The 21,428-nt window shown below is 64.3% G+C and carries 17 protein-coding genes and 1 pseudogene; 12 read left to right on the forward strand and 6 right to left on the reverse strand.

Going from position 1 to position 21,428, the window contains the following annotated elements; genetic code table 11:
* Positions 1-2: 2 nt before the first annotated feature.
* The 11 genes from JJC00_RS28665 to JJC00_RS28715 all read left to right on the forward strand — a co-directional run bounded on the left by JJC00_RS28665 (position 3) and on the right by JJC00_RS28715 (position 11,177).
* Positions 3-2,189 (forward strand): xanthine dehydrogenase family protein molybdopterin-binding subunit, encoded by a 2,187-nt coding sequence (locus JJC00_RS28665; RefSeq protein WP_200469195.1) that lies wholly within the window; start codon positions 3-5, stop codon positions 2,187-2,189.
* 46 nt (positions 2,190-2,235) lie between these two features.
* Positions 2,236-3,519, forward strand: a complete 1,284-nt coding sequence (locus JJC00_RS28670; RefSeq protein WP_200469196.1) for an NAD(P)/FAD-dependent oxidoreductase — start codon at positions 2,236-2,238, stop codon at positions 3,517-3,519.
* Complete coding sequence (soxX, locus tag JJC00_RS28675; protein WP_200469197.1) at positions 3,512-3,961, forward strand: sulfur oxidation c-type cytochrome SoxX; 450 nt, start codon at positions 3,512-3,514, stop codon at positions 3,959-3,961. Before JJC00_RS28670 ends, soxX begins: the two co-directional genes overlap by 8 nt.
* Before the next feature lie 8 nt (positions 3,962-3,969).
* Positions 3,970-4,428, forward strand: coding sequence for a SoxY-related AACIE arm protein (locus tag JJC00_RS28680; RefSeq protein WP_200469198.1), 459 nt, complete (start codon positions 3,970-3,972; stop codon positions 4,426-4,428).
* A complete protein-coding gene (soxZ, locus tag JJC00_RS28685) occupies positions 4,428-4,745 on the forward strand; it encodes a thiosulfate oxidation carrier complex protein SoxZ (protein WP_200469199.1) in 318 nt (105 codons plus the stop codon). The genes JJC00_RS28680 and soxZ overlap by 1 nt, the downstream gene beginning before the upstream one ends.
* Positions 4,742-5,521: a sulfur oxidation c-type cytochrome SoxA gene (gene soxA / locus JJC00_RS28690; protein WP_200469200.1), complete on the forward strand. Its 780-nt coding sequence runs from the start codon at positions 4,742-4,744 to the stop codon at positions 5,519-5,521. The genes soxZ and soxA overlap by 4 nt, the downstream gene beginning before the upstream one ends.
* A gap of 75 nt (positions 5,522-5,596) precedes the next feature.
* Positions 5,597-6,922, forward strand: a complete 1,326-nt coding sequence (locus tag JJC00_RS28695; protein WP_200469201.1) for an ABC transporter substrate-binding protein — start codon at positions 5,597-5,599, stop codon at positions 6,920-6,922.
* Complete coding sequence (locus JJC00_RS28700; RefSeq protein WP_200469202.1) at positions 6,919-7,857, forward strand: carbohydrate ABC transporter permease; 939 nt, start codon at positions 6,919-6,921, stop codon at positions 7,855-7,857. Before JJC00_RS28695 ends, JJC00_RS28700 begins: the two co-directional genes overlap by 4 nt.
* Entirely contained in the window at positions 7,854-8,678 is an 825-nt protein-coding gene (locus JJC00_RS28705; RefSeq protein WP_200469203.1) for a carbohydrate ABC transporter permease, read from the forward strand. The genes JJC00_RS28700 and JJC00_RS28705 overlap by 4 nt, the downstream gene beginning before the upstream one ends.
* A gap of 190 nt (positions 8,679-8,868) precedes the next feature.
* On the forward strand, positions 8,869-10,014 hold the full coding sequence (locus JJC00_RS28710) for an acyltransferase family protein (protein WP_200469204.1): 1,146 nt from the start codon (positions 8,869-8,871) through the stop codon (positions 10,012-10,014).
* Positions 10,015-10,055: 41 nt separating this feature from the next.
* Positions 10,056-11,177 (forward strand): SGNH/GDSL hydrolase family protein, encoded by a 1,122-nt coding sequence (locus tag JJC00_RS28715; protein ID WP_200469205.1) that lies wholly within the window; start codon positions 10,056-10,058, stop codon positions 11,175-11,177.
* Between the two features lie 83 nt (positions 11,178-11,260).
* On the opposite strand, the gene JJC00_RS28720 is transcribed toward JJC00_RS28715, so the two are convergent.
* The 3 genes and pseudogenes from JJC00_RS28720 to JJC00_RS28730 all read right to left on the reverse strand — a co-directional run.
* A complete protein-coding gene (locus JJC00_RS28720) occupies positions 11,261-12,928 on the reverse strand; it encodes a regulator (RefSeq protein ID WP_200469206.1) in 1,668 nt (555 codons plus the stop codon).
* Positions 12,929-12,932: 4 nt separating this feature from the next.
* Positions 12,933-13,637, reverse strand: a complete 705-nt coding sequence (locus JJC00_RS28725; protein ID WP_200469207.1) for a cysteine hydrolase family protein — start codon at positions 13,635-13,637, stop codon at positions 12,933-12,935.
* A gap of 200 nt (positions 13,638-13,837) precedes the next feature.
* Positions 13,838-14,251, reverse strand: a pseudogene (locus JJC00_RS28730) (hypothetical protein); the annotation flags it as partial.
* 215 nt (positions 14,252-14,466) lie between these two features.
* Here JJC00_RS28730 and JJC00_RS28735 point away from each other — a divergent pair.
* Positions 14,467-17,943, forward strand: coding sequence for an indolepyruvate ferredoxin oxidoreductase family protein (locus JJC00_RS28735; RefSeq protein WP_200469208.1), 3,477 nt, complete (start codon positions 14,467-14,469; stop codon positions 17,941-17,943).
* Positions 17,944-18,081: 138 nt separating this feature from the next.
* Here the strand turns inward: JJC00_RS28735 and JJC00_RS28740 are convergent, their stop codons facing one another.
* The 3 genes from JJC00_RS28740 to JJC00_RS28750 all read right to left on the reverse strand — a co-directional run bounded on the left by JJC00_RS28740 (position 18,082) and on the right by JJC00_RS28750 (position 21,427).
* Positions 18,082-19,806, reverse strand: coding sequence for an FAD-dependent oxidoreductase (locus JJC00_RS28740; RefSeq protein WP_200469209.1), 1,725 nt, complete (start codon positions 19,804-19,806; stop codon positions 18,082-18,084).
* 59 nt (positions 19,807-19,865) lie between these two features.
* On the reverse strand, positions 19,866-20,885 hold the full coding sequence (locus JJC00_RS28745; protein ID WP_200469210.1) for a S1C family serine protease: 1,020 nt from the start codon (positions 20,883-20,885) through the stop codon (positions 19,866-19,868).
* A gap of 92 nt (positions 20,886-20,977) precedes the next feature.
* Complete coding sequence (locus tag JJC00_RS28750; RefSeq protein WP_200469211.1) at positions 20,978-21,427, reverse strand: hypothetical protein; 450 nt, start codon at positions 21,425-21,427, stop codon at positions 20,978-20,980.
* Position 21,428: the final 1 nt, after the last annotated feature.

Raw genomic sequence — 21,428 nt, forward strand, 5'->3', positions numbered from 1 at the left:
ACATGAACAAGCATGTTTCTCCCAAGATGAACCGCCGCGCCTTCGTCATCGGCACCGCCGCTCTCGGCACTGGCCTTGCTATCGGCCTCGATATCCCCTTCGGGGGCCCCGCCATGGTCCGCGCGGCCGACGGCTCGCCCGAGGTCACCGCCTGGGTCGTGGTCAGGCCTGACGACACCGTGGTGATCCGCATTGCCCGCTCCGAGATGGGCCAGGGCTCGCTCACCGGGCTCGCCCAACTCGTCGCCGAGGAGCTCGAATGCGACTGGTCGAAGGTCACCACCGAATATCCGACCCCCGGCCAGAGTGTCGCCCGCAAGCGCGTCTGGGGCGATTTCTCGACCGGCGGCAGCCGCGGCATCCGCAGCTCGCAGGACTATGTTCGCAAGGGCGGCGCCACCGCGCGCGTGATGCTGATCCAGGCCGCCGCCGACGAGTGGAAGGTGCCGGCGGCCGAGTGCACCGTCGCCAAGGGCGTCATCACCCATAAGGCATCGGGCAAGACGACGACCTACGGCAAGGTCGCCGAAGCCGCGGCAAAACTGACGCCGCCGTCCGACGTCAAGCTCAAGGATCCCAAGGACTGGACCATCGCGGGCAAGGGCCTGCTGCGGCTCGACACCGCCGACAAGACCACCGGCACGATGGTCTACGGCATCGACATCAAGCTGCCGGGCATGCTGAACGCCGCGATCAAGGATTGCCCCGTGTTCGGCGGCAAGGTGAAGAGCTTTGACGAAGCCAAGGTCGCCGGCATGAAAGGCGTCAAGAAGGTCGTCAAGGTCGGCGATTCCGCGATCGCAGTCGTTGCCGACACCTGGTGGCACGCCAAGACCGCGCTGGAAGCGTTGCCGATCGTCTGGGACGAAGGCGACAACGCAAAGGTCTCGAGCGAGACGATTGCGAGGTGGCTGGCCGAGGGCCTCGACGACGCACAGCCGGCCTATGTCGGCAACAAGAACGGTGACGTGAAGGCGGCAATTGCCGGCGCCGCAAAAAAGGTCGAGGCGGTCTACAACTATCCCTACCAGAACCACGCCACGATGGAGCCGATGAACGCCACCGCGCTCTACACGGCGGACAAATGCGAAGTCTGGTGCGGCACGCAGAATGGCGAGGCAGCCTTCGCCGCGGTGTTGGAGGCCTCGGGCTTGCCGGCGGAGAAGTGCGACGTGCACAAGGTGATGCTCGGCGGCGGCTTCGGCCGGCGCGGCATGACGGACTATGTCCGTCAGGCCGTCTTGATCGCCAAGCAGATGCCGGGCACGCCGATCAAGCTGTTGTGGTCGCGCGAAGAGGATATGACGCACGGAAGGTATCACCCGGTCACCCAATGCAAGATGACCGGTGCGTTCGATGCCGACAACAATCTGGTCGGGCTGCACTACCGCCTGTCCGGCCAATCGATCCTGTTCTCGCTCCGTCCCGAAGCGCTGCAGAATGGTATGGATCCGGCGGCATTCCAGGGCGTCGCCCAATCCGGCGAGGCTGCGTTCGGCTATTCGGTGCCGAACCTGTTGATCGAGCATGCGATGCGCAACCCGCACGTTCCGCCCGGCTTCTGGCGCGGCGTGAACGTCAATCACAACGCGATCTACATGGAATGCTTCATGGACGAGCTCGCCCATGCCGCAGGCCAGGACCCGCTCGAATTCCGCCGCAAGCTGATGGGCAAGAATCCCAAGCATCTGGCGGTGCTCAATGCGGTGGCCGAGAAGATCGGCTGGACCACGTCGGCGCCACAAGGCGTCTATCGCGGCATTGCGCAGGTGATGGGCTATGGCAGCTATGTCGCCGGAGCCGCCGAAATCTCGGTCACCGACGGCAGCAAGATCAAGGTGCATCGCATTGTCGCCTCTACCGATCCCGGCTACGTCGTCAATCCGGCGCAGGTGGAGCGGCAGATCGCGGGCTCGTTCGTCTATGGCCTCTCCGCGCTGTTCTACGGCGGCTGCACCGTCAAGGACGGCCGCATCGAGCAAACCAACTTCGACACCTACAACTCGATGCGCATCAACGAGATGCCGAAGGTGGAATCGGTGATGGTGCCGAGCGGCGGGTTCTGGGGCGGCGTCGGCGAGCCGACCATCGGCGTTGCGGCGCCGGCGGTGCTCAACGCCTACTTTGCAGCGACGGGCAAGCGCATCCGCTCGGTGCCGCTGCGCGACCAGAACATCACCTTCGCTTAAAGAAACGCCGCGGCGGCCATGACGGCCGCCGCGGCATTTTGCCTGGATGATCCTGATGACCACGCGACCGATGACACGGCGAACTGCCGTGCTCGGCATCACCGCCGCGACCGCGACATTGGCGCGGCCATCGGTTTTGCGCGCGCAATCGACGGGCCGCGTCGTCGTGGTCGGTGGCGGCTTCGGCGGAGCGGCCTGCGCCCGCGCGCTCAAGCGCGCGCAAGGGAACTTGCAAGTCATCCTGATCGAACCCAACGCGGTCTTCACCTCCTGCCCATTCAGCAACGAGGTGATCGCTGGCCTGCGCGACATCGAGGCGCAGCAGTTTGGACATGACAAGCTCGCCGACGAAGGCGTCACCCTGATCAACCAGGCCGTGACCACCATTGAGCCGCAACAGCGCAGGGTCATGACCGCCGACGGCGTCGCGCTGCCCTTCGATCGTCTCGTGCTCTCACCCGGCATCGACTTCCACTTCGAAGCCCTGCCCGGCTATGACGAGGCGGCATCAGACAAGATGCCGCACGCCTGGAAGGCCGGCGCGCAAACGCTGCTGTTGCGCAGGCAGCTGGAGGCGATGGACGACGGCGGCACGGTCGCCATTGCGATCCCCGCCAATCCCTTGCGCTGTCCGCCCGCGCCTTACGAGCGCGCCAGCCTGATTGCGCATTATCTGAAGACGAGGAAGCCGCGCTCGAAAGTGCTGATCCTCGATGCCAAGGACAATTTCTCGCAGCAACGGCTATTCGAGAAGGCATGGAAGGAGCTCTATGGCGACATGATCGAACGCATCGGCCTGTCGCAAGGCGGCCGCGTGACTTCGGTCGATCCCACGACCAAAACCATCGTCACCGAGTTCGGCAACTATACCCCTGATGTCGCCAACGTCATCCCGCCGCAGCGCGCCGGGCACATTGCCGAGCTCGCGGGCGCAACTGACGCAACCGGCTGGTGCCCGATCGACCCTGTCACCTTCGAATCAAAGCTCGTCACACACATCCATGTCATCGGCGATGCCTGCCTCGGCGGCGGCATTCCGAAATCGGCATCGGCCGCGAGCGCACAAGGCAAGGCCTGCGCTGCGGCCATCGTCAATCTGCTCGCTGGCCGCGCGCCGGAGGCGCCACGGCTGACCGGCGTCTACTACAACACCGTCGCGCCTGGCTACGGCTTCTCGCTCGCCGGCAATTACCAGCCCAAGGGCGACATCTTTGCCGAGGTCGAGGGCGGCGCGACGAGCCCGGTCGATGCGCCGCGCGAACTGCGCGCCCGCGAGGCGGCCGAAGCAGAGCGCTGGTTTCAAACCATCACGGCGGACACATTTGGCTAGATCGATAGTCCACATCGCTGCGCTGATCGTCGGTCTCGCGTTCGTCGCCAACGCGCGCGCAGAAGGCCTAGCGCCCTATGAGATCACCGGCGACGGCATCGCGGATTCGCTCACAGGCGCGCCCGGCGATGCCGCGCGCGGACGTGCGCTGGTGCTGGCGCGCACGACGACCTGTATCCTCTGCCATTCCGGCCCCTTCCCGGAAACGCGGTTCCAGGGCGACCTCGCGCCTGATCTCACCGGCGCGGGGAACCGCTGGACAGTGAGCCAGTTGCGGCTTCGGCTGGTTGACGCCTCGCGCTTCAATCCGGACACCATCATGCCGTCCTACTATCGTGCGGACGGCCTCGTCCGCGTCGGGCGCAATTTCACCGGCAGGCCGATACTGTCGGCCGCCGAGATCGAGGACATCGTGACCTATCTTGCAACACTTCGGGACTAGGACTGGCCATGCCAACGACGCGACGACAATTTTTAAGTCTGGCTGGCAGCGTCACGGTCATTCCGATCGTTACACCACGGCCGGTCGAAGCAACGCCGGCGATGCTCAACACCGCGATCCGCAACGTCGTTGGCGAGGCGCCGATTCGCGCGGGCAAGGTCAAGCTGGACATTCCGCCGCTGGTCGAGAATGGCAACACAGTGCCGATGACGGTGAGCGTTTCAAGTCCGATGACGGCAGACGACTACGTCAAGAGCATCCATGTCTTCAACGAGAAGAACCCGCAGCCGAACATCGGTAATTTCTATCTGAACCCTTCGTCCGGCCGCGCCGAGATCTCGACGCGGATCCGGCTCGCCGACACCCAGAAGGTGGTCGCGATCGCCCGCCTCTCCGACGACAGTTTCTGGCAGGTCACGGCGGATATTGTCGTGACGCTGGCCGCCTGCACCGAGGAGGTGAACTGATGGCCGTCCTCATCAACGTTCCCGCGAAGGCCAAACGCGGCGACATCATCGAGATCCGTGCGCTGACCTCGCACATCATGGAAACCGGCTTTCGCCACACCATGGACGGTGCGCTGGTGCCGCGCGACATCATCACGAGCTTCACCTGCCGCTACAACGGCGCCGAGATCTTTCGTGCCGACCTGTTCCCAGCCATCGCCGCCAATCCGTATTTGTCGTTCTTCACGGTCGCCAAGGAGAGCGGCAAGTTCGAGTTCGAATGGATGGGCGACAACGGCTATTCGTCAACCGCATCGGCATCGATCACGGTCGAATGAATTTTTGGCGCGCGATAGTGCTGGCGACGCTTGTCGCCACGGCCCCTGCCCTGCTCGCCGGTGAAATCCCGCCCGATGCGCGCCGCTCCGGCTATTCCTTCATGGGTCCCGACACGCGCGCCATGCAGGATGACGACACCTCCAATCCGGGCATGCTGTTCGTGCTCGATGGCGAGGCGCTGTGGATGAAGAAGGCGGGCAGCGCGGACAAGGCGTGCGCGGACTGCCATGGCGATGCGCGAAGCAGCATGAAGGACGTCGCGGCCCGCTATCCTGCCTTCGACAAGACGTTGGCGCGCCCCGTCACGCTCGACCAGCGCATCAACATCTGTCGCGCCAATCACCAGCAGGCAGCACCGCTGCCCTACGAGAGCCGCGATATCCTGGCGCTGTCTGCCTTCGTTGCCCACCAATCGCGCGGCGTCGCAATCACCGCAGGCGACGATCCACAACTCAAACCTTTCGTCGAACAAGGCCGCAGTCTCTTCATGCAGCGCGCGGGTCAACTCAACCTGGCCTGCACCAATTGCCACGACGACAACTTTGAGAAGCGCCTCGCGGGCTCGCCGATCACGCAAGCGCAGCCGACCGGCTATCCGCTCTACCGGCTGGAATGGCAGACGCTGGGATCGCTGGAGCGGCGCCTGCGCAGCTGCATGACCGGCGTCCGCGCCCAGGCCTATGATTACGGCGCGCCCGAACTGGTCGCGCTGGAGCTTTATCTGATGGCGCGGGCACGCGGAATGCCGATGGAAACGCCGGCAGTGCGACCGTAGCGCCCAAATTAGGGCTAGGCAGGCGTGGAACGGTCGCTAGTATCCCCCCAAATTGAGTCACAGGGAGGAATTAAAGTGGCTGACCACAAAATCTCGCGCCGCACGCTTTTGACCGGCACTGCCGCAGCCGGCGCGCTCAGCCTGACGGGAGTGCCGGCGCGCGCCGAGGTCAACTGGAAGAAATACGCCGGGACCAAGCTGGAGGTGATCCTCGCCAAGGGGCCGCGCGGCGACAACCTGCAAAAATACGTCAAGGAGTTCACCGAACTCACCGGCATCCAGGTCGAATCCGAGCAGATTCCCGAGCAGCAGCAGCGCCAGAAATGCGTCATTGAGCTGACCTCGGGACGGCCGAGCTTCGACGTCGTGCATCTCAGCTATCACGTGCAGAAGCGTCAGTTCGAGAAGGCCGGCTGGCTCGCCGACATGACGCCCTTCATGAAGGACCCGACGCTGACCGCGCCCGACCTCGCCGAGAGCGATTTCTCGGCCGCCGGCCTGCAATATGCAAAGAATGACAAGGGCCAGATGTTGTCGCTACCCTGGTCGGTCGACTATTTCATCCTCTACTACAACAAGGAGCTGTTCCAGAAGAAGGGCGTCGCCGTCCCCAAGACGCTCGACGAAATGGTCACCGCCGCCGAAAAGCTCACCGATCCGAAGGAAGGCACCTTCGGCTTCGTCGGACGCGGCCTGCGCAACGCCAACATGACGTTGTGGACCAACTTCTTCCTCAACTACGGCGGCGAATTCCTTGATGCGAAGGGCAACATCCTGACGGACGGTCCTGAAGCAATCGCGGCGACCAAACTCTATCAGACACTGCTGACGAAAGTCGCCCCGCCCGGCGTCGCCGGCTTCAACTGGATGGAGTCGATGGCTTCGTTCACGCAAGGACGTTCGGCGATGTGGATCGACGGCGTCGGCTGGGCGCCGCCGCTGGAAGATCCGGCCGCATCGCGCGTGGTCGGCAAGGTCGGCTACACCATCGTGCCGGCCGGACCGAAGGGGCAATATTCGGCCACCTACGGCGACGGCGTCGGTATTGCCGCAGCGAGCAAAAACAAGGAAGCCGCCTATCTGCTCTGCCAGTGGATCGTCTCGAAGAAGCAGGGCGCGCGGCTGTTGCAGGCTGGTGGCGGCGTGCCGTTCCGCAACTCGATCCTGAACGATGCGGAGGTCCAGAGTGGCGTCAAGATGCCGAAGGAATGGCTGCAGTCTGTGATCGATTCCGGCAAGATCAGCAAGCTCGGCCTGCCCGTCGTGATCCCGGTCGCCGAATTCCGCGACATCGTCGGCGCGGCGCTCACCGCGACACTATCCGGCGCCGATCCCGCCACGGAGCTGAAGAAGGCCAACGACCAGTACCGGCCGATCCTGGAGCGCAGCGAAAAGGCGTGAGTGCGTTGACACAATCGGCTCCAGGCGCGGCACAGTCTGATGCCGCGCCGGAGAAGGAGCTGCGGCCGCCGTCCTATTGGCCGTTCGTGGTGCCGGCGCTGGTCGTCGTGCTTGCGATCATCATCTTCCCGTGGGTGTTCACCATCTGGATGAGCCTGAACGAGTGGAAGGTCGGTTCGCCGACCACCTTCGTCGGGTTCTCCAACTATTTGCGCTTGACCAGCGATCCCCGCTTCATCGAGGCGATCGGACATACGCTGGTCTACACCGTGCTGTCAGTGGTGCTGCCGCTCGTCTTCGGCACGTTCGCAGCCGTGGTGTTTCACCAGAAATTTGCCGGCCGCGGCTTCCTCCGCGGTATCTTCATCATGCCGATGATGGCAACGCCCGTGGCGATCGCGCTGGTCTGGACCATGATGTTCCACCCGCAGCTCGGCGTGCTGAACTATTTGCTCTCGCTGGTCGGGATCCCCGCGCAGCTCTGGGTGTTTCATCCGGCAACGGTCATTCCCTCGCTGGTGCTGGTCGAGACCTGGCAATGGACGCCGCTGGTGATGCTGATCGTGCTCGGCGGCCTCGCCGCGATCCCGACCGAGCCCTACGAGAGCGCGCAGATCGACGGCGCCAACCTGTGGCAGGTGTTCCGCTTCATCACGCTGCCGCTGATCATGCCATTCCTGTTCATTGCGGGCATGATCCGCATGATCGACGCCGTGAAGAGTTTTGACATCATCTTCGCGATCACGCAGGGCGGACCGGGCTCAGCGTCGGAGACGATCAACATCTATCTCTACAGCGTCGCCTTCACCTATTACGACCTCGGCTACGGCTCGGCGATCGCGGTGGTATTCTTCCTGCTGATCGTCCTGCTCGCGGCGATAATGCTCTACGCCCGCCAGCGTATGCTGTGGACAGAAATCGCGAGCGACGCATGACGCCCCGTCAGATCATCGGCAAGATCGGCCTGTGGCTCTCGGTGTTCGTCATCGTGTCGCCGGCAATCCTGTTCTTCCTCTGGATGCTGTCGCTGTCGCTCAAATTCGAGATCGACAACGCCGCCTACCCGCCGGTGTTCTTCCCCGAGCATATCGCCTGGAAGAATTACGCCGACGTGCTCGCCTCCAATCGCTTCGTGACTTATTTCATCAACAGCCTGATCGTGACCGGCGGCGCGACTGCGCTGGCGCTGATCGTCGGCGTCCCCGCCGGCTACGGCATCGCGCGTATGGCCGCGCACAAATCCGCGATCGTGATCCTGATCGCCCGCATCACGCCCGGCCTGTCCTATTTGATCCCGCTGTTCCTGCTGTTTCAGTGGCTCGGCCTGCTCGGCACACTGGTGCCGCAGATCATCATCCATCTGGTGGTGACGGTACCGATCGTGATCTGGATCATGATCGGCTATTTCGAGACGACGCCGATGGAGCTGGAGGAAGCCGCGCTGATCGACGGCGCCACACGCTGGCAGGTGTTCCGCCACGTCGCGCTGCCAATCGCCAAGCCCGGCATCGCGGTCGCCTTCATCCTCGCGGTGATCTTCTCCTGGAACAATTTCGTGTTCGGCATCGTGCTGGCCGGACGCGAGACACGCACCTTGCCCGTCGCGGTCTACAACATGATCTCGTTCGACCAGCTGAGCTGGGGCCCGCTTGCCGCCGCAGCGCTGATCGTCACGCTTCCGGTGCTGCTGCTCACCGTGTTTGCTCAGCGGCAGATCGTGGCCGGGCTGACGGCGGGTGCCGTCAAGGGCGGGTGAGCACACCTCATCGTCAGCCGGCCAAGCCGAATGAGCGATGAGGCGAACCGCCGCGGCGAGAGGCGCGTGCCCACTCCAGATCCATGGTTAACGGGCCTCCGGACTGACCGTCATTCCGTTTAAATACGCGTCAATGCTTTTGGCTTAGACCGCTCATCTTCACCGGGTAGCCGGATCCCTGGCTCGCGGCTTGCACACTTCGCCGCATCATTGTCGTTGGGAAAGAGAGTGGTCTGAAATGACACAGTTAATCTCCCGCTTCGAGACAGGCGGGGCGGCATCCGCCCGTGCGCAGCTCGTTTCCATCCAATATCTGCGGGCGCTGGCGGCGCTGATGGTCCTCGTCTCCCACGCGCTGTACTGGCCGCTCGAGAGCCGCAATGAGGCCCTGCTCATCACCGGTCGACTCGGCGTGGAGATCTTCTTCGTGCTCAGCGGCTTCATCATCACGGTGATCGGAGGAGAGGCGCGCTTCGAGCCGGTCGCCTTCGCCCGCAACCGGATCATGCGCATCGTGCCGATGTACTGGCTAGCGACCTTCCTGATAGTCGGTCTCGCAACCGCCAGTCCGAGCAGCTTTCGCACCACGGTGCCGACGATCGAGGGCATGATCAAGTCGCTCCTGTTCATTCCATCCGACGTGCCGAAGGCACCGCTCCTGGGTCTCGGCTGGACGCTGGACTACGAGGCCTTCTTCTATCTGGTATTCGGGAGCCTGTTCTTCGTGAGATCGGGGAGCCGCACCGCGCTGCTTGCTGTGCTTTTTGTAGGTCTGATCGTCATTGGGCGAGTGATCGACCACCCGTCCCATGTTGAGGGTTTCTATACGAGCCTCAGCCTGCTCGGCTTCCTCGTCGGCGCTGGCGTCGGCCGGCTCTATCAACTCGGCTCGCTGCAGCGACTTGGCCGTAATCATGTCCTCAGTCTGCTCGCCGCCGGCGCGCTGTCGCTTGTCATCCTCTACCGGACCGACCCGGCGACGAATCTGCCGTTGTTCCATATGTCGATGTCATTTGGTGCCATGACCATCGTCGCCGCGATGATCTGGGTCGAAGAAGCCGGGCGCCTGCCGGTCATTCCGGCCTTCCGCTTCCTCGGCGATGCATCCTATTCGCTGTACCTCTTCCACTTCTTCGCGATGGCTGCGGCCTGGGCGATCGGACGGAAGCTGTTTGGCCCGGTCAGCGCACTGAACTATGCGCCCCTGGCCGTTGCGGCGATCGCCGCTGGCCTCGCCGTCGGATGCCTTGCCTATTGGTATCTGGAGCGGCCGATCCTTAACTGGACGCGGCAGCGGCGCCGCCCGACTGCCGTGACGCAAGGAAGCGCGTCGTGATCGTCCGTCGACGCGATCTGCTGCTCGGCGCCGGCATCGCCATGGGCACCACGCTGTTGCCCGCCTCCCGTCGCGCCCTCGCTGCACCGAATGCCGAGATGGTTGCGCGCAGCGTCGTCTCGCCGGGCAACACCACGCGCCTGAAGCGGGTATTTGCCAAGGCGGCGCGGGGTGAACCGGTCACGCTCGGTTTCATCGGCGGCTCGATCACCCAGGGTCCACCGCAAAACTATGCATCGCAAATTGCGGCTTGGTGGGGCCAACGCTTTCCCAACGCGTCCCTCTCGGTGGTCAATGCCGGACTTGCGGGCACAGGTTCGCTGCTGGGCGCGTTTCGCGTCGGCGTCGATCTGCTGTCTAAAGACCCGGATCTCGTGATCGTCGAATTCGGTGTCAACGATGCCTCCGCCGATGCGTACGCCTACGAGGGACTGTTGCGGCACATCCTTGACCACCGCACCGCGCCGGCCGCGCTGCTGCTGTTTATGATGTGGGAGAAGGGCGGCAACATGCAATCGATGCAGGCGCCGATCGGCCGGCACTACGACCTGCCGATGATCAGCTTCCGCGACGCGCTGTGGCCGGAGATAGAGGCCGGACGGCTCGCCTGGCGCGACGTGATCGTGGACGTGGTTCACCCCAATGATCTTGGCAATCGCTATGCTGCCAGCTTCTGCACGAACTTCTTCGAAAAAGTGTTGCGGCAGCAGGCGGCGACGCACGGCGCACTCACCCCCGAACCGTTGCCGGCGCCGCTTGGATCGTCACTCTATGAGCATGTCGGGTTGATGCCGGCGACCGACTTCGCTCCCATCGACCGCGACGGGTGGGAATTGACGCATTCGAACATCTGGGGGCAGATCTGGGCCATCACGCAAAGCACCGCTCGCTTCGAGCTCGACTGCAAGGCGTGTGGCATCGCGCTCATCGTCAGCGGGCGCGCCTCTACGCTGCTCGAGAGATCAATCGTCACAATCGACGGCGTCGAGATTCGGCCGATGAAGGCGCCCAATTTCCTTGACCGGGACACCATCGTCCTCGCAACCGACCTGCCGAACAGCCATCACAGCTTGCGGCTGGAGACGGCGGATTTCCCCTCATCCGCATTCGGCAGCAGCGGTCTGCGCGCACTCGGTCTGTTCGACGACCCAGGCGCCGACTGACCGGCCTGCAGGAACAGCGAAATCTTACGACGAAGCGGCCGGGTCGCTTGCTTCACCGGCCGCAATCGCCAGATCTCGACTGTCTATTCCGCCGGTGCCGCATGCATTTCCGGATGCACGGCATAATGCTCGGCGGTGCCGAGCTTGCTCGCCGCGAACAGGCCGGCCGCCATCGCGGCATAGGCGAACGCCACGGCAGGCGTGACACCAAAGCCGCCGCCGATTCCGACTGCTTCGCCGTGCATGAAGCCAAAGTAGGTCAGCAGCGCACCGACGAATGCGAAGGCCGACGCCTTTTCGAAGTCGCGCTCGATGATGAAGACGGCGATCGCACCCAGGATCAGACCGCCGAGGATGGAGCCGCCGCCCATGACTTCGAGGCCGTGATAGAAGACGCCTTGCTGCGGAAGCGCGGCGATCGCGGCCGCCTTGACCGCGTCGGCCTTGTCGGCCGCCAAGCCGCCGACGGTTGCCGCCGCATTCATGGTCGAGCCGAGCATGGTGTCGATCTGGAGCTTGGCCCAGGCGGCGAGATGCGGCGTGAAGGCCAGCGCCACGGCGGGCGCGTGCTTCGACGGCGTGGTCTGGAAGGCCTGCGCGGTCATCAGCATGCCGATATAGAGCAGGATCGGCGAGATCGCGACGACGGGCACCAGCGCCAACAGCACCGAGATGACGCCGAACCAGGACAGGACCACCACCATGATGCCGGTCGCCGCCGAATAGCCGATCCGGCCGCCCATCGCCTTCCAGCCGGGATGACCGATATAGACCGCGTTGATGAAGGGATTGCCCATCAGACAGCCGATCAGGCTGACGACGCCGTCGGCGGTCAGCACCCGCGTGGTCGGATATTCGTCGCCGGCGGCTTCTGCGCTCTCGACATTGTCCATGGCCTCGACGAGGTCATAGATGCCGAAAGGAATCGCCGTCACCAGGATGATTCCGAGATATTCGAAGCCGGAAAAGACATAGTTCGCCGCCGGGATCGGCACCGAGAAGCCGAAATTGGCGAAGGCATCGCCGACGCCGTTGACGCTCAATCCGCCGAGGCCGAGACCGAACAGGTTCGAGCCCCAGGCGATGATCATGCCGACCACGATCGCGACCAGCCCGGCGGGAATGCTCTTCGGATATTTCACGCCACCGAACCAGCTCACCAGAATGATGGCGAAGCAGACCAGACCGATCTGCGGGGTCATGTACATCTCGAGCGCCGGACGCATCGCGATGAAGGTCAGCGAGACGCCTGCGAGCGTGCCGAGCAGTGCGGCGCGCGGGGTGATCTTCCGGATAAAGGGCGCGATGAAGCCGCCGATCATCAGGATGAAGCTCTGGAAGAACACCCAGACCAGGCCGGCCGACCAACCTTTCAAGGGATCGCCGGTCTTGAGCGTCACCGGCAGCATGATCACGAATGTGACGATGAACATGTGCGGCACGCTGACGCCGGAGGGCAGCGCGCAAACGTCGCTACGGCCGGTCTTCTGCGCGAGACGATAGGCGAGGTACGCGTAGTAGAAGGTGGAGAGGCACATCATGAGCCCGAGTGCGGGCAGGATGCGGCCGAACACGAGACTGTCCGGCATTTTCAGCACGAAGCGCAACAGGCCCGTGAGCACCAGCATGTTGACGAGGATGTTGGTGCCGAAGCCGAAAAACGCATTCCAGTCGCCCGATGTCCATAGCGCCGGCTTGAACTCGGACCTGTTCATCTCGGATTTGCCGGCCGTCCCCGTCGATGCGCTCATGATATTACCCCTGTGTGGTCGAAGTCCTCATCGCCTCCAAGACTGCGGCTGAGTCCGCGACCCAGCCGAAGATGCCGCCCTGGGCCTTGATCATCTTCAGGCCCATCTCGTGAAACTCGGGGAAGTAGGATGCGCAGCCATCCGAGATGACGACGCAGCGATAGCCGCGGTCATTGGCCTCGCGCACGGTGGTGTTGACGCACACTTCGGTGGTGACGCCGCACACCAGGAGATTTTCGATGCCGTATTTCTCCAGCACATCGGTCAGCTCGGTGGCGTAGAACGCGCCCTTGCCGGGCTTGTCGATGACGACCTCGCTGTCGAGCGGATAGAGCTCGGGGATGATGTCGTGGCCGGCTTCGCCGCGGATGAGAATGCGGCCCATCGGACCGGGATCGCCGATGCGCAAGGACGGCGCGCCGCGCTCGACTTTCGCCGGCGGCGCATCGGAGAGATCGGGCAGATGGCCTTCGCGGGTGTGGATCACCAGCATTCCGGTGTCGCGTGCGGCCGCGAGCATCGCGCCGATCGGCTTCACCGCACGCGCGAGCTGGCTGACATCATTGCCGAGCGTTTCACCGAAGCCTCCGGGCTCCATGAAGTCGCGCTGCATGTCGATGATCAGAAGCGCCGTGCTTGCCCAGTCGAGCTGGATCGGCTCGGGCTCGGCGCTGATGATGCCCAGTGTCGGCTTGGTTGAGTTCAACATGACGCCCCCGCGAGAACTCTCTTTGCCAGGAGTTCTGCAAGCGCCGTGCCATTGTGTACAATTGCGATTGAACGCGCAGCGTAGAGAAATTCGCAGCGCTATCAGAATGTTATCGGAAGAGACCGCGTTTGCTTATTCGCTGTGCGACGGCTTTGCGACGTGCATTTGCCTAGACGATGAGCGGCAGTGAAGCGCGCTTCTTAGCTGCGGCCAGTATCTCCATACAGCCGCCGATGCTCCTCCTCATATGGCGCATAGGAATCCTTCAGCGTCGCCATGTTGAGCAGCATCGTGGCGACCATCGTGCCCGCCTTGTCGAACACTCGCGTCTTGATCCAGGCGCTCTCGATGCGGCGGCTGCCGGACAGCGCGACCACCTCGCGTTCGACCTCGTATTCCTCGTCGACGAACAGCGGACCCTTCACCAGCCGGATCTCCTGGTCGGCGAACAGGCCGACAGCCGGCCCCTTGGCCGGCAGCGGATCGTCCTTGGAGCGGTACTGAAACAATACGCTCAGCATCTCCATCGGGATGATGGCTCTGTTCCACGGATTGCCCGCGCCTGAATAGTACGGCGAGGTCTCAGTGATGACGTCGAGCTTCTGCCGCAGCGATCAGGGCTTCGGTCGTCTCCGTGATCTCGGTGTCGAATGCGTTTGCAGCCATGATGTTCTCCACAAGCAGCCATGACTAGCAGGAGCGCCACGGATGCGGCTAGCCGTATTGACTTCGCAGGCCCATGCCCTTGACTGTCACAATTTGCGTCGCGCAGCCGCAAATCCTTCCCGCAGCGCAAACCCCCGCCGATTAAGAGACGAGGACTCCTGAAATGACGCTGATGCAGGTCGAGCTGGACGACAAATACCGGCTCGAATCGAAGCGGATCTTCCTGTCAGGCACCCAGGCCCTGGTCCGCTTGCCCATGTTGCAGCGCGAACGCGACCGGCTCCAGGGGCTCAACACCGGCGGCTTCATCTCGGGCTATCGCGGTTCCCCGCTCGGCATGTATGATCACGCGCTGTGGCGCGCGAAGTCGCACCTGCAGCAGCACGACATCGCCTTCGTCCCCGGCCTGAACGAGGACCTTGCGGCGACCGCCGTCTGGGGCAGCCAGCAGGTCGGCCTGTTTCCAGGCGCCAAGGTCGATGGCGTATTCGGCATCTGGTACGGCAAGGGCCCCGGCGTCGACCGTTCGGTCGACGCGCTCAAGCACGCCAATGCGGCCGGCACCTCGCTCAATGGCGGCGTGCTCGCACTCGCCGGCGACGACCACGGCTGCCAGTCCTCGACGCTGGCGCATCAGAGCGAGCAGGTGTTCGCGGCGGCCCTGATCCCCGTGATCAATCCGGCAACGCTGCAGGACTATCTCGATCTCGGCCTCTACGGTTTTGCGCTGTCGCGCTTCTCCGGCTGCTGGGTCGGCTTCAAGGCGATCAGCGAGACCGTGGAGAGCTCGGCGTCGATTGACAGCGACCCTGAACGTATCCGGATCAAGCTGCCCGACGATTTCGAGATGCCGCCGGGAGGTCTCAACATCCGCTGGCCCGATCCGCCGCTTGACGCCGAGCGGCGGCTGTTCGGCCCGAAGATGGCCGCGGTACAGGCCTTTGCCCGCGCCAACCAGCTCGACCGTATCGTGCTCGATTCAAAGCCCGCGCGGCTCGGCATCGTCGCGACCGGCAAGGCCTATCTCGACCTGCGCCAGGCGCTCGCTGATCTCGGCATTACCGACAAGGACGCGCAGGATCTCGGCCTGCGCATCTACAAGGTCGCACTGACCTGGCCGCTGGAGGAAAGCGGCGCCAAGCGTTTCGCCGAAGGTCTTCAGGACGTGCTGGTGGTCGAGGAGAAGCGCGGCTTCATCGAAGACCAGCTGATGCGCATCCTCTACAATATCGATGCATCCAGGCGTCCGACGGTCACGGGCAAGCGCGACGAAAGCGGCGCCCCGCTGCTACCGAGCGAAGGCGAGCTGACGCCGACCATCGTTGCGGGCGCGCTGGTGGCGCGCTTGCGCAAGCTCGGCCATCACAGCCCGGTGCTGGAGCAGCGCCTCGCCCGGCTCGCGGCCTTCGACAATCCCGTCACCGCCGGCACGCAGATCAAGCTCGCGCGCACGCCGTTCTTCTGCTCGGGCTGCCCGCACAATTCCTCGACCCGCGTACCCGAAGGCAGCCGCGCCATGGCCGGCATCGGCTGCCACGGCATGGCCCTGAGCATGCCGACGCGCCGCACCGATCTGATCTCGCATATGGGCGCCGAGGGCGTGAACTGGATCGGCCAGTCATCCTTCACCACCGAGAAGCACATTTTTCAGAATCTCGGCGACGGCACCTATACGCATTCCGGGCTCCTCGCCCTTCGCGCGGCATCGGCCGCCGGCATCAACATCACCTACAAGATCCTCTACAATGACGCCGTCGCGATGACCGGCGGCCAGCCCGCCGAGGGTGGCTTTAACGTCGCGCAGATAGCGCACCAGGTCTGGGCCGAGGGTGTGAAGCGGCTGGCGATCGTTTCAGACGATCCGACGAAATATCCTGAGGGCAATTACTTCCCGCAAGGCGCAACCATCCATCACCGCCGCGAACTCGATGCCGTGCAGCGCGAGCTGCGCGACATCAAGGGCCTCACGGTCGTCATCTACGACCAGACTTGCGCGGCCGAAAAGCGCCGCCGCCGCAAGCGCGGGCTCTATCCAGATCCGGCCAAACGCGCCTTCATCAACGAGCTCGTCTGCGAAGGCTGCGGCGATTGCTCGCAGGCTTCCAACTGCGTCTCGGTGCAGCCGCTGGAAACCGAGTTCGGCCGCAAGCGCCAGATCGACCAGTCGAACTGCAACAAGGACTTTTCCTGCGTCGAGGGCTTTTGCCCGAGTTTTGTTACCGTGCATGGCGGTTCGCTGAAGCGCATGACGACCTCGGGGGTGGATTCAGGCCAACTGTTCGCCGATTTGCCGCTGCCGCCCGCGCGTGAGCTGGAAGGCCCCTACAATATCCTCGTCACCGGCATCGGCGGCACCGGCGTCATCACCATCGGCGCCCTGCTCGGCATGGCCGCCCATGTCGACGGCCGCGGCTGCTCGGCGCTCGACTTCACCGGCCTGTCGCAGAAGAACGGCGCGGTGATGAGCCATGTCCGTATTGCGCCGAAGCCGGAGGACATTTCCGCCGTCCGCATCACCACCGGCGGCGCCGACGTCATCCTCGGCTGCGACATGATCGTCTCGGCAGGCCCGACCGCACTCAGCCGCGCCGAGCGCGGGGTGACCAAGGCCTATATCAACGCCGACCTGCAGCCGACCGCGAGCTTCGTGCAAAACCCCGATATCGATTTCGAGATGGGAACGATGCAGACCGTGCTGCGCGATGCCGTCGGCGACAAGAACCTCGACATCATCGACGCGACAGGTATTGCCGCGGCGCTGATGGGCGACAGCATCGCGACCAATCCCTTCATGCTCGGCTTCGCCTTCCAGAGGGGCGCGATCCCGCTGTCGCTGGAGGCCCTGCTCCGCGCCATCGAGATCAACGGCGCCGCGATCGAGATGAACAAGCTCGCCTTCACCTGGGGGCGGCTGGCGGCCCACGACATGTCGCGGGTGCGCAGCGTGCTCCAGTTCAAGAGCCGGGCGTCTACTCCGACAAAGTCGCTCGACGACATCATCACGACGCGCGCCGAATTCCTGACCGGCTATCAGGACAAGGCCTACGCGGATCGCTATCTCGCGGCCGTTGCCATGGTGCGCAAGGCAGAGAATGCCGCCTCGCCCGCGTCCACGGAGCTGACCGAGGCGGTCGCGAAAAACCTGTTCAAGCTGATGTCCTACAAGGACGAGTATGAGGTCGCGCGGCTTTACACCGACGGCAGCTTTGCCAGCAAGGTGTCGGAGAAATTCGACGGCAACTTCACGCTGAAATACCACTTGGCTCCGCCGATCTTTGCAAAGCGCGACAAGACGACGGGACGCCTTCAGAAGCAGGAGTTCGGCGGCTGGATGATCCATGCCTTCCGCGTGCTGGCAAAACTCAAATTCCTGCGCGGCGGCGCGCTCGACCCGTTCGGCCGCACCGAGGAGCGCCGCACCGAGCGGAAGCTGGTCGAGGATTATCTCGCGATGATCGATCAGCGGACAGCCGGGCTGACAGCGGCGCAAATTCCGCTGCTGGCGCGCCTCGCACGTGTGCCCGAGACGATCCGTGGCTTCGGCCACGTCAAGGAAGCCAACATCAAGCTGGCGGCGGCCGAGAAGGCGCGGCTCGAGGCGGAACTGGAAAACAGCCGCTTTGCCGTGGCTGCGGAGTAGCGACTAAGCGTTCTCTCTCCGCCCGTCATTGCGAGGAGCAAAGCGACGAAGCAATCCAGACCGCCACCACGGATGGATTTCTGGATTGCTTCGCTGCGCTCGCAATGACGGAGGTTGTGGATACGGCAGAGACAATAACTAGACAGATGCCTTCGCAGCACTCGGCGTAACCGCCGCCCCCTCCGCCAGATGCCGTCCCGCAATAAACCCAAACGTCAGCGCCGGCCCGAGCGTGATGCCCGGCCCGGGACAATTGCCGTTCATGATCGAACCCATGTCGTTGCCGCAGGCATAGAGGCCCGTGATCGGCGTGCCGTCCTCGCGAAGCACGCGCGCTTGCGCATCGACCCTCAGGCCGATGGCGGTGCCGAGATCGGCCGGGTAGATCCGCATCGCGAAGAACGGCGCGCGAATGATCGGCGCGACGCAAGGGTTGGGCTTGTGGCTGATATCGCCGAGGTGACGCTGGTAGATGGTGCTGCCACGGCCGAATTCGGGATCGCGGCCCTCCTTCGCGTCGGAATTGTAGCTCGCGAGCGTCGCCGTGAGCACCGACGGCTTGATGCCGATCTTCCCCGCGAGCGGCGCGATATCCGGAGCCTCGATCAACTCGCCGCTCGCCACGTAGCGCCCGATACCACGCGTAAATGCCTTGATGCGGCCGAGGCCATAGCTCCAGAGAAACTGACGGTCGCAGATCAAATAGAACGGCCGATCGGGTTCGCCATTGCCGTCACGCAGCATGGCGAGCACGAACTCGTGGTAGGACAGCGCCTCGTTGACAAAGCGTCGGCCCGCCGCATTCACCGCGATCACGCCGGGCTTGGCGCGGTCGGTGACAGTATGGGGGAACACGCCGCGGCTACCGTCGGCGCGGCGGAACAGCGAGGCCGGCACCCAATAGGCCGGGCTGGTCGCATCCGTGTTGAGTACGGCGCCGCTTGCGGTCGCCAGGCGAAGCCCATCGCCCGTGGCTGCCGTATTGGTGGCCGAGACGAAGCCAGCCGCCGCGGGGAAGAAGCGTTTGCGCAAAGTCGCATCGTGCGAGAAGCCACCCGTCGCGAGCACCACGCCGCATCGCGCCGCAATCGAACGGTCGCGTGAGCCGCGGCGGATGACCACGCCACCGACGCGATCGCCCTGCAGCGACAAGTCCTCGACATCGGCACTGAAGAGGATCTCGACCTGCCGTGCTAGCAGCGACGCATAGAGGCGCGCGGTGAGCGCATTGCCGAGATGGAGCGTCGTGCCGCGCGGGCTACGCAGCCGCTGCAGCGCGTACTCCGAGACCAGCCGCGCCGCGCGCAGGGTCGAGCGCAGCGACTTCCCAATCCGGCGCAGATGCGGGATGTCGAGGCGATTGACCATCATCCCGCCGAACAGCGTGAACTCCGGCAGCGGTGCGCGCAGCCGCGCGAAATGCGCACCCAGCCGGGTGCCATCGAACGCGACTGGCTCCAACACGCGGCCGCCGGGCGTCGCACCGAGCCGCTCCGGATAATAGTCCGGATAGACCTTCACCGGCTGCAGGCGCACGTCCGTATTGGCTTCGAGCCAGGCGACCGCCTCCGGCCCGCGCGCGAGGAAGGCAGCGCGCAATCCGGCGTTGGCGGGTTCCGGCACCGTGCTCGACAGATACCGGACCGCGTCCGTGATGCTGTCGGAGAGCCCCGCCTCCTTCATCCTGGCATTGGCGGGAATCCAGACCATGCCGGCGGACCAAGCCGTGGTGCCGCCGACGAACGCGGTCTTCTCGATTACCAGCACGCGCAGGCCTTCGGCGGCGGCGACCGCCGCAGCCGTCATGCCGCCGGCACCTGCGCCGATGACAATGACGTCGTAGGTCTCATGCGCCGGCATCATGCGGCAAGGGTCCGAAGGCGAGGCATGACACCGTCATACCCCGCCTCGCCCGTCCTGCGCTAGCGCTGCGGCTTCCGCTCAATCGGATCGATATCGATCGCCCGCAGGCGGCCGAGCCGCAGCACGTCCATAGCGAGACGCCGGTCGATCCGGTCGCGGTCGAGCACGCGGATCAGATCGTCGACGCCGTTGATATCGACACCGTCCAGCCTGATCACGACGTCGCCGGGCAACAGGCCCGCCTTCGCCGCTGGTCCATCTGGCTCGATCTGCGCGAGCAGCGCGCCCATCTTGTTCTCGACGCCGGCCAGCACCGCATGTCGCCGCGGCACCGGCGCGGTCTGTCCGGCGACGCCGATAAAGGCGCGGCGGACATAACCATGGCGGATGATCTCCGAGAGCACGAACTGCGCGGTATTGCTGGCGACCGCGAAGCAGATGCCTTGCGCGCCATTGATGATGGCGGTGTTGATGCCGATCACCTCGGCATTCGACGACAGCAGCGGTCCACCGGAATTGCCGGGATTGAGCGCGGCATCGGTCTGGATCACGTCCTCGATGGTGCGCCCGCTGACCGAGCGGATCGAGCGCCCGAGCGCCGAAACCACGCCGGCGGTGACGGTCGATTCAAAGCCGAGCGGATTGCCGATCGCGATCACGAGCTGACCGCGCCGCAACGTCTTGGAATTGCCAAGCGCGGCATAGGGCAGATCGCGCACGCCGTTGGCGCGCAGCAGCGCAAGATCGGTATCGGGATCGACGCCGAGCACGCGGGCGTCGCCGACATGGCCCTCGACATCCCGCAGCCGGATCTCCTTGGAGGCGCCGACCACATGGCTGTTGGTCAGCACGAGCCCGTCCGGCGAAATCACGATGCCGGAGCCGAGCCCGCCGCGCTCGCGACCGTTCGGCATTTTTGGCCCGGTCTCGACACGGACCACGGCCGGACCGACGCGGTCGGTCACATCGATCACGGCATTGGAATAGGCATCCAGCAAGGTCCGGTCATCGACCGGAGCAGAGGCTCTCGTTCGCGATGATGACGCGTCATCGACGATATCTGAAGTGAAATCCAGCATGGCAAAAAGTCCTTGAGGCTCACACAGATGGTGGCCTGTTCCGTCAGGCGCAAGTGGCCCGCCCGGGGCGCAAGGCTGGACTGCCTAGGTGGCTAGGGTGCCCGCCGCAACGTGCCGGACCTGGCCTTGACGGGGTCGAGCAGCGACCAGTCGCCATCCGGGAGTACATGGCCCTTGGGGAACGGCGCGCGCAGCTCAAGCCCGAGTGATCGCAGCACGCGGTCGTCGCGGTAATAACATTGCAAGATGACGCGAACGAGCGTTGCCGCAGCCGCGCCACCATGCTTGCGAAATTCCTGCGCCACCGCATCGCGCCTGGCGGCATCGAGCTCCGTGAGTGGCTGGCCGGCGAGCCGCGCCAGATGGTCCAGCGCCGCGGTCACCAATTTGGTGTCGCGGCCGAGTGTCGCAAGGATATCGGCCTGGATCACAGGATCGTCGGCGCCGGGCACCTTGTACTCGTTGCTGGCGGGCACGATCATCCCGGCGACGGTGCGGAGGTCGTCGCGCTGGGTGCGCGTAAGTTGATTGTCTGCGGACATG

The sequence above is a fragment of the Bradyrhizobium diazoefficiens genome (assembly GCF_016616885.1).
Classification (GTDB): Bacteria; Pseudomonadota; Alphaproteobacteria; order Rhizobiales; family Xanthobacteraceae; genus Bradyrhizobium; species Bradyrhizobium diazoefficiens_F.

What these genes read in the sequence shown, in the direction of transcription:
- JJC00_RS28705 (WP_200469203.1), top strand. Translation starts at nt 7,854, where the DNA reads ATGACGCCCCGTCAGATCATCGGCAAGATCGGCCTGTGGCTCTCGGTG.
- JJC00_RS28740 (WP_200469209.1), bottom strand. Translation starts at nt 19,806, where the DNA reads ATGATGCCGGCGCATGAGACCTACGACGTCATTGTCATCGGCGCAGGT.
- JJC00_RS28670 (WP_200469196.1), top strand. Translation starts at nt 2,236, where the DNA reads ATGATCCTGATGACCACGCGACCGATGACACGGCGAACTGCCGTGCTC.
- JJC00_RS28745 (WP_200469210.1), bottom strand. Translation starts at nt 20,885, where the DNA reads ATGCTGGATTTCACTTCAGATATCGTCGATGACGCGTCATCATCGCGA.
- JJC00_RS28750 (WP_200469211.1), bottom strand. Translation starts at nt 21,427, where the DNA reads ATGTCCGCAGACAATCAACTTACGCGCACCCAGCGCGACGACCTCCGC.
- JJC00_RS28720 (WP_200469206.1), bottom strand. Translation starts at nt 12,928, where the DNA reads ATGAGCGCATCGACGGGGACGGCCGGCAAATCCGAGATGAACAGGTCC.
- soxA (WP_200469200.1), top strand. Translation starts at nt 4,742, where the DNA reads ATGAATTTTTGGCGCGCGATAGTGCTGGCGACGCTTGTCGCCACGGCC.
- soxZ (WP_200469199.1), top strand. Translation starts at nt 4,428, where the DNA reads ATGGCCGTCCTCATCAACGTTCCCGCGAAGGCCAAACGCGGCGACATC.
- JJC00_RS28725 (WP_200469207.1), bottom strand. Translation starts at nt 13,637, where the DNA reads ATGTTGAACTCAACCAAGCCGACACTGGGCATCATCAGCGCCGAGCCC.
- JJC00_RS28680 (WP_200469198.1), top strand. Translation starts at nt 3,970, where the DNA reads ATGCCAACGACGCGACGACAATTTTTAAGTCTGGCTGGCAGCGTCACG.
- JJC00_RS28665 (WP_200469195.1), top strand. Translation starts at nt 3, where the DNA reads ATGAACAAGCATGTTTCTCCCAAGATGAACCGCCGCGCCTTCGTCATC.
- JJC00_RS28715 (WP_200469205.1), top strand. Translation starts at nt 10,056, where the DNA reads ATGGGCACCACGCTGTTGCCCGCCTCCCGTCGCGCCCTCGCTGCACCG.
- JJC00_RS28735 (WP_200469208.1), top strand. Translation starts at nt 14,467, where the DNA reads ATGACGCTGATGCAGGTCGAGCTGGACGACAAATACCGGCTCGAATCG.